Genomic DNA, 17261 nt, shown 5'->3' on the forward strand with positions numbered 1-17261 from the left:
TGTATCTTACCTCAAAATTCATGATATATTCGTAATATAAAAAAACAGACAACATCAATAACCCTGTCCTAAAAAACAGGGTTATCGCTATGTGATTAAGGGGGACATACGAATGCGTATTGCAGTAAGCGGAGGAGGTACGGGAGGACATATCTACCCGGCCCTGGCTTTTATTAAAGAAGTGCAGCGCCGTCATCCGGATGTGGAATTTTTGTATATCGGAACGGAGAACGGCCTTGAGAAAAAAATCGTCGAACGGGAAAACATTCCGTTTCGTTCAATTGAAATTACGGGCTTTAAACGAAAACTTTCTTTTGAAAATGTAAAAACCGTCATGCGTTTCTTAAAAGGCGTGAAGACGAGCAAATCGTATTTAAAAGAATTTAAACCGGATGCTGTCATCGGGACGGGCGGCTATGTATGCGGACCTGTCGTATACGCGGCTGCGAAAATGGGGATCCCGACGATTATTCATGAGCAAAACAGCCTTCCGGGCATCACAAATAAGTTTCTCTCGAAATATGTTAATAAGGTAGCGATTTGCTTTGAAGAAGCAAAATCGCATTTCCCTGCTGAAAAAGTTGTTTTTACGGGAAACCCCAGAGCATCTGAAGTCGTCTCAATTAAGACAGGCCGCTCATTAACCGAATTCGGACTGAAAGAAAATCAAAAAACGGTTCTGATTTTTGGCGGAAGCAGAGGCGCAGCCCCTATTAACCGCGCCGTTATTGACATGCAGGAAGAATTAAAAACGAGGCCTTATCAAGTGCTGTATATTACCGGAGAAGTGCATTATGAAAAGGTAACGGCGGAGCTGAAAGGCAAAGCCGCGGATAATATGGTGACAAAACCGTTTTTGCACCAAATGCCGGAGTACTTAAAATCAATTGATGTGATTGTGGCAAGAGCCGGTGCGACAACAATCGCCGAGATTACCGCACTCGGAATTCCGAGCGTGCTCATTCCGAGCCCGTACGTTACAGCCAATCATCAGGAGGTCAATGCGAAGGCGCTCAGCCAGCATGACGCTGCAATTGTGCTGAAAGAAACCGAGCTTAGCGGAGAAAAGCTGATTGCCGCTCTTGACCGGATCGTAATGAATGAAGAAACACTAAAGGACATGAGTGAGCGGACAAAGTCACTCGGTGTTCCAGATGCGGCAGCCAGACTGTACAGTATTATGGAAGATATTAAAAAATAAGAGAAGTGCAATTGGAATGCGGAGGTTTACGATGAAGAACGTGATACAGGAATTAAAAGACCGCGAAGTCGGCAAAGTGTTAGAACAAGAACCGCTCGCGAATCATACAACGATGAAAATTGGCGGACCGGCCGATATTTTGATTATTCCCAATCGGGTGGAAGCGGTCAAAGATATTATGGATATTGTGAAAAAATATGATTTGCCATGGACCGTCATCGGACGCGGATCAAATCTGCTCGTGCTTGATGAAGGCATCAGGGGAGTTGTCATAAAACTCGGACCCGGTCTTGACCATTTAGAGCTTGACGGTGATCAAGTAACGGTCGGAGGAGGCTATTCAGTTGTCCGCCTGGCTACATCCATGAGTAAAAAGGGGCTGTCCGGCCTTGAATTTGCGGCCGGAATTCCCGGATCAATCGGCGGAGCCGTCTATATGAACGCCGGCGCGCACGGCTCGGATATGAGTGAAATCCTTGTAAAAGCCCGTATTTTATTTGAAGACGGCTCCATCGAATGGCTCACGAATGAAGAAATGGATTTCAGCTACAGAACGTCTATTTTGCAAAAGAAACGGCCCGGCGTCTGCCTTGAGGCAGTACTTAAGCTTGAGCAAAAGGAACGTGAAGCGATTACAGCGCAAATGCAAAATAACAAAGACTACAGAAAAAATACACAGCCGTACTCAAGCCCGTGCGCGGGAAGCATATTCAGAAATCCGCTGCCGAACCATGCGGGAAGCCTCGTTGAAAAAGCGGGATTAAAAGGATATCAGATCGGCGGCGCCAAAGTGTCCGAAATGCACGGGAATTTTATCGTCAATGCCGGCGGAGCGACTGCCAAGGACGTCCTGGACTTGATTGATTACGTGAAAAAGACAATCCGTGAGCAATATGACGTGGAAATGCACACAGAAGTTGAAATCATCGGCAATCGCTAAATGGTTCTCTGATTTACACGAGCTCATGTGATATACTTTGAACAAATGGCAAACGGCATCACGGCATGCCGTTTGTTTTTCAATCAGACGAATGTAAAGCTGTTTCATTCTTAGTGAGGTGGACAGGCAGTGAACCCGAATCATGAAAGAGAAAAAATCGTAAATATTGAAGAACGGATTCCGAAAATTAAAGAGCAGCGAAAACAAAAAGCAAACCGCCGTCTCATTTCATTTATTCTGCTCTTTTTTATGATGGTGCTGATTATCGTATACTTGCAGATGCCGATCAGTAAAGTATCTTCTGTTTCCGTTTCCGGAAACGAAAACGTATCTGCAAAAGAGGTTGCCGCGCTTTCTGATATTCATAACGGCCAAACCGAATTCTGGAGTCTGAATAAGAAAAAAACAGAAGAAAAGATCGAGCAAAACAAGCTGGTGAAAAAGGCGGCGATAACAAAAGCCTTTCCTAACAAAGTCAACATCAGCATCGAAGAGTATAAGACCATCGCGTATTTACAAAAAAACGACGTGTATTATGAAGTGCTGGAAAACGGCACCGTACTGCCGAGCGAAGTCACTCCGGATGACGCCGGGCCGATTTTAGTAAACTGGACAAACGGGAAAAAACGGATCAGGATGGCGAAGGAGCTTGAAAAGCTGTCAGGTTCTTTAAAACAGTCGATTTCTGAAATTTATTACACGCCGGCAAAAATGGACAATGACCGGATCAAGCTGTATATGAACGACGGATATGTGGTTACGGCTTCTATTAAGACGTTTGCAAGCAAAATGAAAACCTATCCTTCTATTATTTCGCAGCTGGATGGAAAAAAGGGAATTATCCATTTAGAAGTCGCTACATATTTTGAAGAATTTAACAAGGGTAACGCTGATAAGAAGAAAGGGAATTGATGAAATAAGTCTAAAGACCTATTTTTGTGACCCTTCAAAACAATCTATTAAAATCAGCACAGGCAGCCGATATAACCGATAGCGGGATAATTATGACTATGTCTGTTTTTTGCTGAAGATATGGCTGATAGACAAGCGGAAAATTCTCAGTGCAATGAATACGGGTCATGAGATTAGCATTGCATTTGGAATTTTCCTCCTGTTTCTTCTTTTTTTGTATGATTCTGGCAATATCTATAGCTTTTCTGAAGGTTCATCTTAGTGTAGACTTGTATAAAGCGGGTATATTTGCATCAAGTGATTGCACAATATGACGCCATCAAAAGAAAACTTCTGATAAGGTGGGCCGTCTTCAAAAAAAATAAAAAAAATGTGATATAAAAGAGGATATACATAGAATATAACGAATAGTTTCAATAAACATAAATTGTGAGAAATCAGATTAAGAATATGTTGTTGCTGTTGTTTTTGTTACACACTTGTAAAGCCACATTCATTGTATTGTTGTTCCGCAAATAATAGAATAGAATTGATCGAAATGTGAGGAGGTGCCATAGAATGAACAACAATGAACTTTACGTCAGTCTTGACATCGGTACGTCCAATACAAAAGTGATCGTCGGAGAAATGACAGATGATTCCCTTAACATTATCGGAGTGGGAAATGTACCGTCTGAAGGGTTGAAAAAAGGCTCAATCGTTGATATAGATGAAACCGTTCATTCTATAAGAAAAGCGTTTGACCAAGCTGAAAGAATGGTAGGTTTTCCGCTGAGAAAAGCCATTGTCGGCGTTAATGGAAATTATATTAATATTCAAGATACGAACGGCGTTGTCGCTGTTTCAAGTGAAAACAAAGAGATCCACGTAGAAGACGTCCGCAGGGTGATGGAGGCGGCACAGGTCGTTTCGATCCCGCATGAGCAGCTGATCGTTGACGTCGTTCCGAAACAGTTTATCGTTGACGGAAGAGATGAAATTACAGATCCGAAAAAAATGCTTGGTGTCCGCTTGGAAGTGGAAGGTACGCTGATTACCGGCTCAAAAACGATCTTACATAACTTACTTCGCTGTGTGGAGAGAGCAGGGGTCGAAATTACGGATATCTGCCTGCAGCCGCTTGCGGCCGGTTCGGCGGCTTTATCAAAAGACGAAAAGAACCTCGGCGTCGCAATGATTGACATCGGCGGCGGCTCAACGACGGTTGCGGTTTTTGAACAGGGGCACCTTAAAGCGACCACCGTGATTCCGCTCGGGGGCGAAAACATCACAAAAGATGTGTCGATCGGTTTACGGACGTCCACCGAAGAGGCGGAAAGAGTAAAAAAACAATTCGGACATGCTTTTTATGATGAGGCTTCAGAAGATGAAGTATTTGAAGTCACCATCATAGGAACGAATCAAAAGCAATCTTTTACGCAGCAGGAAATCGCCAATATCATCGAAGCAAGAGTGGAAGAGATTCTTGAGATTGCTGCAGCCGAAATCGAACATATGGGGATTACCGACTTGCCTGGCGGCTTTGTGCTGACCGGAGGACAGGCCGCAATGCCCGGGGTTCTTTCATTGGCTCAGGACGTGCTGCGGCACAATGTAAGAGTCGCAAGCCCGAACTATATCGGCGTGAGAGACCCTCAGTATATGACGGGTGTCGGCTTGATACAATTCGCCTGCCGAAACGCAAGAATCCAAGGAAGAAAAATAGGCTTTCATATGCCGGAGGAAGCCGTGCAGGAAATTGCGGTTTCACACGAAGAACAGCATCATCAGCGGCAAGAGGCACAGCAGCGGCCTAAAGCAAAACAAAAAACACAAGCCGAACAGAACAAACCGAGCAAAATGAAAAAACTATTAAGCATGTTTTGGGAATAGATAGATAGTCATTCGGCAGATTAGGAGGATTTAGCATGTTGGATTTCGAAACAAACATAGACGGCTTAGCATCAATTAAAGTAATCGGAGTAGGAGGCGGCGGAAATAACGCGGTCAACCGAATGATTGAAAACGAAGTGCAGGGTGTAGAGTACATCGCGGTGAACACGGATGCACAAGCTCTTAACCTGTCAAAAGCGGAAGTGAAAATGCAGATCGGTGAAAAACTGACGCGGGGTCTTGGAGCTGGTGCAAACCCTGAAGTCGGCAAAAAAGCCGCTGAAGAAAGCAAAGAACAGATCGAAGAAGCGTTAAAAGGCGCTGACATGGTTTTCGTTACAGCCGGAATGGGAGGCGGAACCGGAACGGGAGCCGCGCCGGTTATTGCCCAAATCGCAAAGGATTTAGGCGCTCTGACTGTCGGAGTCGTGACAAGACCGTTTACATTTGAAGGACGGAAGCGCCAGCTGCAGGCGGCAGGCGGAATTACAGCAATGAAAGAAGCGGTGGATACGCTGATCGTTATTCCGAATGACCGTATTCTTGAAATTGTTGACAAAAACACGCCGATGCTTGAAGCATTCCGTGAAGCTGATAACGTGCTTCGCCAAGGGGTTCAAGGTATTTCAGACCTTATCGCGACACCTGGATTGATCAACCTGGATTTCGCCGATGTCAAAACCATCATGTCCAATAAAGGTTCCGCATTGATGGGAATCGGAATTGCAACCGGAGAAAGCCGTGCGGCAGAAGCTGCGAAAAAAGCCATTTCCAGCCCGTTATTAGAAGCGGCAATTGACGGAGCGCAAGGTGTTCTGATGAACATCACAGGCGGCACGAACTTGAGCCTTTACGAAGTGCAGGAAGCTGCGGATATCGTCGCATCTGCATCTGACCCTGACGTGAATATGATTTTCGGTTCAGTAATCAATGAAAACCTGAAAGATGAAATTGTCGTCACCGTCATTGCAACAGGGTTTATTGAACAGGAAAAGGACGATTCAAAACCGCAGCGCCCGACATTAAACCAGGGATTAAAATCGCAAAACCAAAATGCTGCTAAGCGTGAGCCAAAGCGTGAAGAAACGCAGCATCATCAAAATACGGCAAACCGCCATACATCACAGCCGGCGGATGATGCCTTGGATATTCCGACATTTTTAAGAAACCGCAACAAACGCGGCTGATGTAAAAGGACAAAACCACATGGTTTTGTCCTTTTTTCTTTCCTCTATCGGCAGTCTTTTTCCCCATGTCCTCCGATTCAAAAAACAAAAAAGATTCTTTATCCCTATGCATGAAACATGACCATTGAAGCGTTTTTAGTTTCATATGGCTTTCTGACAGAATACGACAATATCTGAATAGGAGATTGTCTACATTTAACGTACAACATCGAAATGACAAACGATTCCAATTTTAAAGGAGGGGCGACAAAATTTCATTCTTTTTCCAAATAAGGGGGGGATACGATTGAGGAAAAAAACGAGCAACAAGTGGACGGGCTCCGTTTTAAGCGCCATTGTCGTTAGCTCACTGCTTTTTCCGGGCGCGGCCGGAGCGAACAGCACGCAAGCAGCGGCTTCTTTAAAAAAAGAACTCTCTTCATCGAAGGCCATCCAGCATAAGATTTCTGATTCTGTAAAGAAACGTTTTGAAAAGAATGATAAAGTCACATTTCTCATTAAATTCAAAGAGCGGGCTGATACGAAAAAAGCTGCCAAGGCGGCCGAAAAGAAAGCCAAGTCACATTCGCTTTCAGCCGCGAAAACAGAATATCAAAAACGTTCGGCCGTTGTCTCTTCTTTAAAGGTGACAGCTGATGATGCGCAGCAAAACATAAAAACTTACTTGGAAAAACAAAAAAAGAATGGCAAGGCAGACCATATTCATTCTTATTATATTGTTAACGGAATGGCTGTCCGTGCTTCGAAAGAGGTAATGGAAAAAGTCGCTTCATTTCCTGAAGTAGAAAAAGTGCTCCCGAATGAAAAGCGTCAGCTGACAAAATCATCCGTACCTTTTCAAATGAAGAAAAAACAAAAAGTGATCAAAGCAAAAGACGGTATCGAATGGAATATCAGCCAAATCGATGCGCCTAAAGCCTGGGCTTTAGGCTATGACGGCACTGGTACGGTTGTTGCGTCCATTGATACCGGAGTTGAGTGGGATCATCCGGCATTAAAGGAGAAATACCGCGGCTACAACCCTAACAATCCCGCTCAGCCGAACCATGAAATGAACTGGTATGATGCCGTGTCCCAAAAAGATGCTCCCTATGACGACCTTGACCACGGCACTCATGTGACCGGAACAATGACGGGTTCTGAACCTGACGGCTCAAATCAAATCGGCGTTGCTCCCGGCGCAAAATGGATTGCGGTAAAAGCTTTCTCGGATGACGGAGGGACTGATGCCGACATTTTGGATGCCGGTGAATGGGTGTTGGCGCCAAAAGATAAAGACGGAAAGCCGCACCCTGAAATGGCGCCGGACGTTGTGAATAATTCTTGGGCCGGCGGCTCAGGAATTGACGAGTGGTACAGGGATATGGTTAAAGCGTGGAGAGCGGCTGACATTTTTCCGGAATTCTCTGCGGGAAATGAAGACCTGTTTACACCCGGAGGACCGGGATCGATTGCCAATCCCGCCAATTATCCGGAAGCATTTGCGACAGGTGCTACCGACAGCCAAAAGAAACTCGCTGATTTCTCACTTCAAGGCCCTTCACCGTATAATGAGACAAAGCCGGATATCTCGGCTCCGGGAGTCAATATCCGTTCATCAGTGCCGGGGGGAATATATGAAGGCGGCTGGAACGGAACTTCTATGGCCGGCCCGCATGTGGCGGCAACAGCGGCACTGTTGAGGCAGGCGAATGCCTCTATTACGGTCGATGAAATGGAAGACGTCTTGACGCGCACAGCAGAAAAGCTGACCGATTCCGTCTTTCCGGATTCACCGAATAACGGTTACGGCCACGGTCTGGTCAATGCATTTGACGCCGTTTCGGCTGTAACTGACGGAATCGGGAAAATAGAAGGGCAGGTGTCGACAGCAGGTGAAGATAACGAACCGCCCGTATATCAGCATGAGCCTGTTTCAGAAGCTTATCAAGGCGCGAGTCTTCCGTTAACTGTCACAGCCGAAGACAATGTGGGCGTTACAGAGGTCACACTTTCCTATCAGTTTGATGAAGGAGAGTGGAAAACGATCACCGCGGTACAAAAAAGCGGAGATCAAAAAAAGGGAACATATCAAGCGGAAATCCCGAACATAACCGCCAACTCTGTAAGCTACAAATGGACGATAAAGGACTTTGGCGGCCATTCGACGGAATCTGACACGTACCGGGTTTCCATTAAACCGAGCATTACCGCGGGGTACAAAGAGGATTTTGAATCGCAGCCCGCCGGTTGGTCAAGTTACGGAACACACGATCAATGGGAATGGGGCGTTCCGATTTCAGGTCCCGGCGCAGCAGTTTCCGGAGAAAAAGTATATGCGACGAATCTGTCAGGCCCTTACGCCGATTCAGCCAACATGAATTTGGTGATGCCTCCGATTCAAGTGCCGGATACAGGGCACCTGTTCCTGCAGTTTAAAAGCTGGCACAAGCTCGAAGAATTTTTTGATTACGGGTATGTGTTTGTGCTGCCAGAAGGGAAAACGAATTGGGAGCAGGCCGGTATTTACAATGGAGCCTCGGCAGGCTGGGCTGATGAAGAAATTGATTTATCGGCATATAAAGGCCAAAACATTAAAGTTATGTTTAATGTGCAGTCCGATGAAGTGGTAAATGAAGATGGATGGTATATCGATGATGTCAGCCTCTCAGCCAGCTCTCTCGGCAAGATGAAAAAAAATAAACTCGGTATACAAAAGCCGTCCGGCAAACTAAAGAAAAAAGCTGTTAATCCTAAACAAGCGAAACCGGCGGCAACATCAGCAGAAAAAGATGTGAAACGCGGAACAAACCTGCTTCCGCTCAGAGCGCAAGTCAGTGTTGCTGAGACGGGAAAATCCGTTTATTCAGACCCGGCAAGCGGCAAATACATCCTTTCTCATAAAGCGGGCAGCTATACGCTGAAAGCGGAGGCTTACGGGTATCAGCCAAAAACAGAAAGCGTCTCCATTCAATCAGATCAAACGGCACAGGCAGACTTTATGCTGGAAAAAATGCCATCCGGCACGTTAAAAGGCACAATCATCAATCAGTCAACGGGAGAACCGGTGAAAGGCGCCACGCTGTATGTCATCGAGGATGCTGCGATTGAACCGGCGGTTACGAATGACAAAGGGGAATATTCGCTTCAGGCGTACGAAGGCTCCTATACCATCAAAATAGCCGCGAAAGGGTATTACAACAACGAATTTTCTGTTGATGTAAAAGGGAATGTCACCCAAAACGCCGAATTGAAGCCGTATATCGGCTATGAAGGCGAAATTGCTTATGATAACGGTGTGGAAGAAGCCGCAATGTCGTACTTTGAGGCAGGCAGCAAATCTGCGGTCAAGATGACGCTCGCTGACGGAAAAGAACACGGCATGCTGACAGGTGGGCTGTTTAAATTTTGGGGTGAAGACTGGCCTGCTCCTGGCGGCACGGAATTTCAAATAGAAGTATACGACGCGTCGGAAAAAGACGGTTCGCCCGGTAAAAAAATCGCCGGTCCTTTCAAGGCTGAAGCGCTCCGAAACGGTGAATGGACAAAAGTCGATCTCAGCTCAAAAGGAGTTGCGGTCGGTAAGGATTTTTATCTCGTCTTCGTACAGACGAAACCCGATCCTTATTCACCGGGATTGTCAGCTGATGACGGAAGCACGTATTCAAACAGAAACTGGCAGTACATCGGCGGCAGCTGGTCAAAAGCGGATAAATCAGACGGAAATTATATGATCCGCGCTTTGGTAGACTATGAAGCATCTGTGCCTGAGATTACTTCTCCGCAGGACAAATCATTTACAAATAAGGAGAAACTTACGGTAAAAGGGATCGCTTCTCCGGAGACGGCTGTCCGTCTTTACAACGATGAAAAAGAAGCCGCTCAAACAAAAGCCGGAGCTGACGGCACCTTCCAGACTGATGTATTACTTCGTAAAGGGGCCAATCGACTGACGGCATCATCGTCAACCGACAGGGGATCAACTGACGCTTCCAGCCCTGTCACGGTGATACTTGATCAGGACAAACCGGATTTGACGATTGATAATCCAAAAAACGGAGATAAAACAAATAAAGAAACCGTGACCGTAAAAGGAAAAGCTGCCGACGATTACTTGAAATGGGTGAAAGTGAACGGCCAAAAAGCGGAGGTGAAAGACGGCTCATACCAAGCCCGAATTCTTCTGGAAAACGGCAGTAATGAAATCAAAGTCACGGCTGCGGATGAAGCGGGAAACAAAACGACGAAAAAGACGGTTATCGATGCAAATTTCACCGCCCCCGTTATTTCTGGGTTAGTTCCCGGAGAGGATAAAATATTAAAAGCCGGAGAATCAGTGAAAATCGCTTTCTCCAGCGGAAAGAAATTAGACGCAGCGTTTGTCATCCGTCTGCCGCTGACAAATGCGCGCGCGAGTACCCAAAACGCAACGGAGCTTCCGCTGAGAGAAATTTCTCCGGGAAGATATGAAGGATACTGGACGGCCACCTCTTCCATTAAAGCGAACGGAGCAAAAATTGACGTTATCGTAAGAGATGACTACGGGAATGAAACGAGACAAACAGCGAAAGGAAAACTTTATATTAACGAATAAAAAAGAGCGCTGCCATTAAACGGGCAGCGCTTTTTCGGATGATACACCTAGCAAAATGACCAAACCGGCATCCTCGACAAATAAAACGATTATCCCTTAAAAATTGTACTTTCCCCTCAACATTAATTGACAGACTTTCCCACAGAGCTTGCTTTATACTTATGAAACAAGAGAGAGAAACAGGTATGTAAGACAAAAGAGGAGAGGGGTCAGATGTGAAAATCTATCTGGATGTCATTTGGCTGTTGAACTTTTGTTTTGATTCTCTTTTGCTGTTATTGACGGCCTTTATTTTAAAACGCCAGGTGAAAAAAAGAAGAGTGGCGGCTGGCGGTTTCATCGGTTCAACGATTGTGCTTTTGATGTTCACCCCGGTTTCGCCGCTTGTGGAGCACCCGGCGGGGAAAATGGCATTTTCAGTTGTCATCGTGCTTACGGCTTTCGGATTTAAACGGTTTCGGTATTTTTTTCAAAATTTGTTTGCCTTTTATTTCGCAACGTTCCTCGTCGGCGGGGGAATGATCGGTGTTCATTCCTTATTGCAGACAAAATCAATCGTACAGCATGGCGTAATGGTGACAAGCCAGACCGGATTCGGTGATCCGATCAGCTGGATGTTTGTTGTTATCGGATTTCCCGCTGTGTGGTTTTTTTCGAAAAAAAGAATTGAAGAGATCGAAACAAAATCCATTCAGTATGATGAACTCGTCAGGGTGCAGGCTGAATTCGGCGGACAGACGATCCACGCGAAAGGATTGGTGGATTCGGGGAACCAGCTGTACGATCCGCTGACGAAAACGCCGGTCATGATTCTTCATATTGATAAGTTTGCCCCGCTTCTCGGGGAAAAGGAAATGGACATTATCAAAACCGCCAGTCCGCTTGAGGTGATCGAAAAGCTTGATGATTCGTTCCGGCACGCAGAAAAACTCAGGCTGATCCCGTACAGGGGCGTCGGCCAGGACCATCAATTTTTACTCTGCTTGAAGCCGGATTACGTCACGATTTTAACAAAAGATGAAATGATCGCATGTGAGAAATGCCTGATCGGAATCAGCACGAGACAATTATCAGCAGACGGTGAATTTGACGCGATCGTTCATCCGAAAATGCTGATGGGAAAAGCGGTGAAACATGTATCCTGACGTAAAAGTCTGTTACTAATCATACTCAATCCGCATGGTATTTAGAAGGGGGAGGAAGATGAAAAAACTCAAGCTGCGTTTGACATATCTTTGGTATAAATGGCTGATGAAACTCGGACTGAAAAGTGATGAAGTTTATTACATAGGAGGAAGCGAAGCACTGCCGCCGCCTCTGTCAAAAGAAGAAGAACAGGTGCTGCTTGTAAAGCTGCCGAGCGGGGATCAGGCGGCGCGCGCCATTTTAATTGAAAGGAATTTACGCCTTGTCGTGTACATCGCCCGCAAATTTGAAAATACGGGCATCAATATCGAGGATTTGATCAGCATCGGTACAATCGGTTTAATCAAGGCGGTAAACACCTTTAACCCGGAAAAGAAAATAAAGCTTGCCACCTATGCGTCACGCTGCATTGAAAACGAGATTTTAATGTACCTGCGCAGAAACAATAAAATCCGTTCAGAGGTTTCCTTTGATGAGCCGCTTAATATTGATTGGGACGGAAATGAACTGCTGCTTTCAGATGTGCTCGGAACAGATGATGATATTATTACAAAAGACATTGAAGCAAATGTTGATAAAAAGCTTCTCAAAAAAGCGCTAGAGCAATTAAACGAGAGAGAAAAGCAGATCATGGAATTGCGTTTCGGTCTTGTAGGAGAAGAAGAAAAGACACAAAAAGATGTAGCTGATATGATGGGAATCTCCCAATCCTATATTTCACGGCTTGAAAAACGAATTATAAAAAGGCTTAGAAAAGAGTTTAACAAAATGGTGTAAAAAATTTCCTTCAGCCAACCCTTACTGCTGCAAGGATTACCTTGGACAGATGTTTTTTTCTGTAAAATGAAGGTGCATATTTTTCCCACCCGAGGAGATACTTAACGTTGTACAGCAGCTCCTGTTGGGAGGGAAAAACGTGTCAAGAAATAAAGTCGAAATTTGCGGGGTGGATACCTCCAAATTACCGGTGCTCAAGAATGAAGAGATGAGAAAGCTATTTAAGCAATTGCAGGATGAAGGCGATGATTCAGCAAGAGAAAAGCTGGTAAACGGCAACCTGCGCCTTGTCTTAAGCGTCATTCAAAGGTTTAACAATAGAGGAGAGTATGTTGATGACTTATTTCAGGTCGGCTGCATCGGACTAATGAAATCCATTGATAATTTTGACCTAAGCCATAATGTTAAGTTTTCAACATACGCTGTACCGATGATCATCGGAGAAATCCGCAGATATTTGCGGGATAACAATCCGATCCGCGTCTCAAGATCGCTGCGTGATATCGCATATAAAGCGCTTCAAGTAAGAGAGCGGTTAATCAGTGAGACAAGCAAGGAGCCGACAGCAGAGGAAATCGCCAAAGTTCTTGAAGTGCCCCATGAAGAAATTGTGTTTGCCCTTGATGCCATTCAAGATCCGGTGTCGCTGTTTGAGCCGATTTATAACGACGGCGGTGATCCGATTTACGTAATGGACCAGATCAGCGATGAGCGAAACAAGGATACACAATGGATTGAGGAGCTGGCCTTAAAAGAAGGCATGAGAAGGCTGAACGAACGGGAAAAAATGATTTTGCGCAAACGCTTCTTCCAGGGAAAAACCCAAATGGAAGTGGCTGAAGAAATCGGTATATCCCAAGCTCAGGTTTCGAGGCTCGAAAAGGCAGCCATTAAACAAATGAATAAGAACATCCATCAATAACGGGAAAAGCCTTTAAAACCTTTGTTTTAAAGGCTTTTTTCATGTCTCCGGTTTACGTATGCTAAAAAGTCATGTATTCTAATCAATAAAAGTTTTAAGAAAATTGAAATAAATATACAGGGGGGACCATAATGATTTTACAGCTGGACCGCGTGTCATTAAAAAGAAACGGCAAATGGATTCTGAAAAATATAAACTGGCATGTTGAAAAAAATGAAAACTGGGTGCTGTACGGATTAAACGGTGCCGGAAAAACAGCTTTGTTAAATATGTTATGCTCATATTACTTTCCAACTTCAGGAGAGATGCAGGTGCTCGGCCATCCATTCGGAAAAACAGAGCTCGGTGATAAGCTCAGAAGAAAAATAGGCCTTGTGTCAGCCGGGCTTCAGCACAAATTATATCCTGCGGATTCCGCATTTGAAATCGCGCTCAGCGGTGCGTACGCCTCTATCGGTTTATACGAAACGCCGAGTGAACAAGTAAGGGAAAAAGCGATCGGGCTTTTGGAGGATATGGGCGCGATCGGTTACGCGGACAGGCGCTATGAGACCTTATCCCAAGGAGAAAGACAAAGGGCGCTGATTGCGAGGGCCTTAATGGCTGACCCTGAGCTTTTAATTTTGGATGAGCCGGTGACCGGTCTTGACTTTATGGCGAGGGAGAAGCTGTTAGACACAATTACATATATCGCCGGAAAAGAACATGCGCCGTCAATCCTTTATGTCACCCACCTTGCTGAAGAAATTTTACCGGTATTTGATAAAGCGCTGCTTTTAAAACAAGGCGAAGTTTTCGCCTCAGGCGGGATAAGGGACATGCTTTCTGATGAACGGCTTTCTGCCTTTTTTGATATGCCGGTCAGCGTGATGTGGAACAATGACCGGCCGTTTTTAACACGGGCGAAAGAAACGTCAACCGTGTAAAAAGTGAATACATTTCATCCTGGGGGTGCTGTTTGGCAGCTGAGAGAGGCGTGTGTCTCAACCCTTAACGGACCTGATCTGGATTATGCCAGCGGAGGGAAGCGGTGAAAAAAAGCGGAAGAAGCGGCGGTTTATACATTGCCGCGCCTCTTCGCTTTTGTAAAACCGTTTCATTCATTGAAATGGTTTTTTTCTATACAGCAAGAAGGAGAGATTTCCAATGAACCAACTTGATATGATGTTACAAAAAGCAGATGAACAGCAGGCTGATTTAATCAGCATCGCCAAAACCTTAATATCCTTTCCGACCCCCGCGCCGCCCGCAAGAAATACGAAATCCGCGCAGAAATGGGTTGCCGGGTTTTTAAAAGAAATGGGCTGTTCTGTCGATATATGGGATGTCTACCCTGAAGATCCGAACGTAGTCGGCGTGTTAAAAGGGACCGATTCCGAATATTATCAAAGCCTTATTCTAAACGGACACATTGACGTAGCCGAAGAAAACGGGGAAGACTGGGATTCTGACCCTTTTCAGCCGCTTATAAAAGATGGCATGTTAATCGGACGAGGCGCTTCTGATATGAAAGGCGGGCTCGCATGCGTGCTTTTCTGCCTGAAGCTGATTCATGAAGCCGGTTTACAACTGCCGGGCGATCTCATTGTGCAGTCCGTCATTGGCGAAGAGGTCGGTGAAGCGGGAACGCTTGAATGCTGCAAACGCGGTTATCATGCGGACTTTGCGGTTATTGCGGATACAAGCAGCCTGCATATTCAAGGCCAGGGCGGAGTGATTACCGGCTGGATAGAAATCAAAAGCGCAAAAACGTTTCACGACGGAATGAGGCGCAATATGATTCACGCGGGCGGCGGCACATTCGGGGCAAGCGCGATTGAAAAAATGGCGAAGATCATCAGCGCCCTCGGAGAGCTGGAGCGCCACTGGTCGGTAATGAAAAGCTATCCCGGCTTTGCCCCCGGCACAAATACGATCAACCCCGCTGTCATAGAAGGGGGAAGGCACGCTGCCTTTGTTGCGGATGAGTGCCGCTTATGGATTACCGTCCACTTTTATCCGAACGAAACACATGAACAAGTGGCGGCGGAAATTGAAGACTATGTGAACCGAATCAGCGACAGTGATGTGTGGCTGAGGGAAAACAGACCGGTTTTCAAATGGGGAGGCTCTTCAATGATTGAGGACAGGGGCGAAATTTTTCCGGCGCTGGAAATAGATCCTGATCATCCGGCGGTTTCTGTTTTGGCTGCTTCGCACCGCGCCGTCAAAGAAGAGGAGCCCGTTACAGATGTATCACAAACCGTAACAGACGGCGGCTGGCTTTACGATGCCGGGATTCCGAGCGTTATATACGGGCCGGGTGACCTGAAGAACGCCCATTCCGTAAACGAGGAAGTGTCCGTTGAGGAGCTTATTGACTATACGAAAATCATGCTGAGATTTATCATCACCTGGTGCAGCCGCAAAAAAGATTGCCCTGCTTGACAAGGTTCGGCCCGGCCGCTCATATAATAAGAAAAAGAACGGTAAAGGACGTGATGCGGATGATCAGCATTTCAGAATTTCAAATAAAAGATGTGGTGAACGTTTCAAACGGAAAAAAACTCGGAAGCATCGGTGACATCGACATTAATGTCACAACGGGTAAAATTCAGGCGATCATTTTAGGGGGCAGCGGAAAAGTTCTCGGTTTTTTCGGAAAAGAAGAGGAAATGGTCATTCCTTGGCGAAATATAGTTAAAATCGGAGAAGATGTCATCTTAGTGCGTGTAAACGAACCAAAGGGCTCAGCATGATCGGCCCTTTACTTGTAAAATGCCGGAAATCTCAATGTTTCCGGCACATTTATTTCATTCATTTTAAAGTCAGCCGCTAAACGAATGCTTTAAATTGTGGTAAAATGAGTGGGAAATTACGCTTTTTTAATGATTGTCGAAAGGTTGGATCTTCATGAATACATATCACCCGTTTAGTTTTACCACCCCCTCGGCACTCATGATACAAGACTGGAACCGTGCGAATCAGCATAACACAAAGGTCATCGCCGGATTTACAACGAAAAACGGCGGTGTCAGCAATCCGCCGTATGAATCGTTAAATACAGGGTTGCATGTCCGTGATGAAGCTTGTGATGTCGTTAAAAATCGTGAAATCGTCGCGTCTTTATGCGGCTCTGAGCTGGATTCCTGGGTATTTGCCGATCAGACACATGAAAACCGCATTCAAAAAGTGACAGCCGGGGACAGAGGAAAAGGAGCGAGGGACTACTCCGCTGCATTTCGCAGGACGGACGGGCTCTACACAAAAGATAAAGACGTCTTTTTGGCTCTGTGTTTTGCCGACTGTGTGCCTTTGTATTTTTATGACCCTGTGAATTCCCTTATCGGCTCTGCCCATGCCGGATGGAAGGGAACCGTCAAACAAATTGGGCGCATCATGACAGAACGCTGGACAGACGAGGAAGGCTCCCGCGTATCTGATATTCAGGCTGTCATCGGCCCGTCCATCAGCGGCGGGTGCTACACCGTAGATGACCGTGTCATAAATGAAGTCCGGGCGCTGCCTTTTTCGGCTGAATCAGCCGTATGTGAAACGGGCGCAGGCCAATATAAGCTCGACTTAAAAGAGGTCAACCGTCTACTTCTGACACATTGCGGCATTCCGGAAGAAAACATTTCTGTCAGCGGTTTATGCACGGAAACAGAGCGTGATCTTTTCTTTTCACACCGCCGCGACAAAGGAAAAACGGGACGCATGATGTCCTTTATCGGAATGAAGGAGGCATAAGT

At 45.8% G+C, this 17261-nt stretch carries 13 protein-coding genes and 1 riboswitch; all 13 genes read left to right on the top strand.

Annotated features, from left to right (window positions below):
- Nucleotides 1–112 precede the first annotated feature (112 nt).
- The 13 genes from murG (at nucleotide 113) to pgeF (ending at nucleotide 17259) form a co-directional block, all read left to right on the top strand.
- Complete coding sequence (gene murG / locus AXI59_RS15850) at nucleotides 113–1201, top strand: undecaprenyldiphospho-muramoylpentapeptide beta-N-acetylglucosaminyltransferase (RefSeq protein ID WP_061520432.1); 1089 nt, start codon at nucleotides 113–115, stop codon at nucleotides 1199–1201.
- A gap of 31 nt (nucleotides 1202–1232) precedes the next feature.
- A complete protein-coding gene (gene murB, locus AXI59_RS15855) occupies nucleotides 1233–2141 on the top strand; it encodes a UDP-N-acetylmuramate dehydrogenase (RefSeq protein ID WP_061520433.1) in 909 nt (302 codons plus the stop codon).
- 129 nt (nucleotides 2142–2270) lie between these two features.
- A complete protein-coding gene (locus tag AXI59_RS15860; protein ID WP_061520434.1) occupies nucleotides 2271–3053 on the top strand; it encodes a cell division protein FtsQ/DivIB in 783 nt (260 codons plus the stop codon).
- Nucleotides 3054–3611: 558 nt separating this feature from the next.
- Entirely contained in the window at nucleotides 3612–4925 is a 1314-nt protein-coding gene (ftsA, locus tag AXI59_RS15865; protein WP_061528697.1) for a cell division protein FtsA, read from the top strand.
- Nucleotides 4926–4960: 35 nt separating this feature from the next.
- On the top strand, nucleotides 4961–6112 hold the full coding sequence (ftsZ, locus tag AXI59_RS15870; RefSeq protein WP_061520436.1) for a cell division protein FtsZ: 1152 nt from the start codon (nucleotides 4961–4963) through the stop codon (nucleotides 6110–6112).
- Nucleotides 6113–6398: 286 nt separating this feature from the next.
- Nucleotides 6399–10685 (top strand): S8 family peptidase, encoded by a 4287-nt coding sequence (locus AXI59_RS15875; protein WP_061528698.1) that lies wholly within the window; start codon nucleotides 6399–6401, stop codon nucleotides 10683–10685.
- A gap of 215 nt (nucleotides 10686–10900) precedes the next feature.
- The gene (spoIIGA, locus tag AXI59_RS15880) at nucleotides 10901–11830 is read left to right on the top strand and encodes a sigma-E processing peptidase SpoIIGA (protein ID WP_061520438.1); all 930 of its coding nucleotides are present in this window, start codon (nucleotides 10901–10903) and stop codon (nucleotides 11828–11830) included.
- A 58-nt stretch (nucleotides 11831–11888) separates the two neighbouring features.
- Nucleotides 11889–12608, top strand: coding sequence for an RNA polymerase sporulation sigma factor SigE (sigE, locus tag AXI59_RS15885; RefSeq protein WP_061520439.1), 720 nt, complete (start codon nucleotides 11889–11891; stop codon nucleotides 12606–12608).
- 139 nt (nucleotides 12609–12747) lie between these two features.
- Nucleotides 12748–13530, top strand: a complete 783-nt coding sequence (gene sigG, locus AXI59_RS15890; RefSeq protein WP_061520440.1) for an RNA polymerase sporulation sigma factor SigG — start codon at nucleotides 12748–12750, stop codon at nucleotides 13528–13530.
- Between the two features lie 131 nt (nucleotides 13531–13661).
- On the top strand, nucleotides 13662–14456 hold the full coding sequence (locus AXI59_RS15895; protein WP_061528699.1) for an ABC transporter ATP-binding protein: 795 nt from the start codon (nucleotides 13662–13664) through the stop codon (nucleotides 14454–14456).
- An 11-nt stretch (nucleotides 14457–14467) separates the two neighbouring features.
- Nucleotides 14468–14573, top strand: a riboswitch (TPP riboswitch).
- Nucleotides 14574–14676: 103 nt separating this feature from the next.
- Nucleotides 14677–15957 carry an acetylornithine deacetylase gene (locus AXI59_RS15900; RefSeq protein WP_061528700.1) on the top strand — a complete coding sequence of 427 codons (1281 nt, stop codon included), beginning with the start codon at nucleotides 14677–14679 and terminating at the stop codon, nucleotides 15955–15957.
- Nucleotides 15958–16016: 59 nt separating this feature from the next.
- On the top strand, nucleotides 16017–16268 hold the full coding sequence (locus tag AXI59_RS15905) for a YlmC/YmxH family sporulation protein (RefSeq protein WP_061520809.1): 252 nt from the start codon (nucleotides 16017–16019) through the stop codon (nucleotides 16266–16268).
- Between the two features lie 154 nt (nucleotides 16269–16422).
- A complete protein-coding gene (gene pgeF / locus AXI59_RS15910) occupies nucleotides 16423–17259 on the top strand; it encodes a peptidoglycan editing factor PgeF (RefSeq protein ID WP_061528701.1) in 837 nt (278 codons plus the stop codon).
- Nucleotides 17260–17261: the final 2 nt, after the last annotated feature.

The sequence above is a fragment of the Bacillus nakamurai genome (genome assembly GCF_001584325.1).
GTDB lineage: Bacteria > Bacillota > Bacilli > Bacillales > Bacillaceae > Bacillus > Bacillus nakamurai.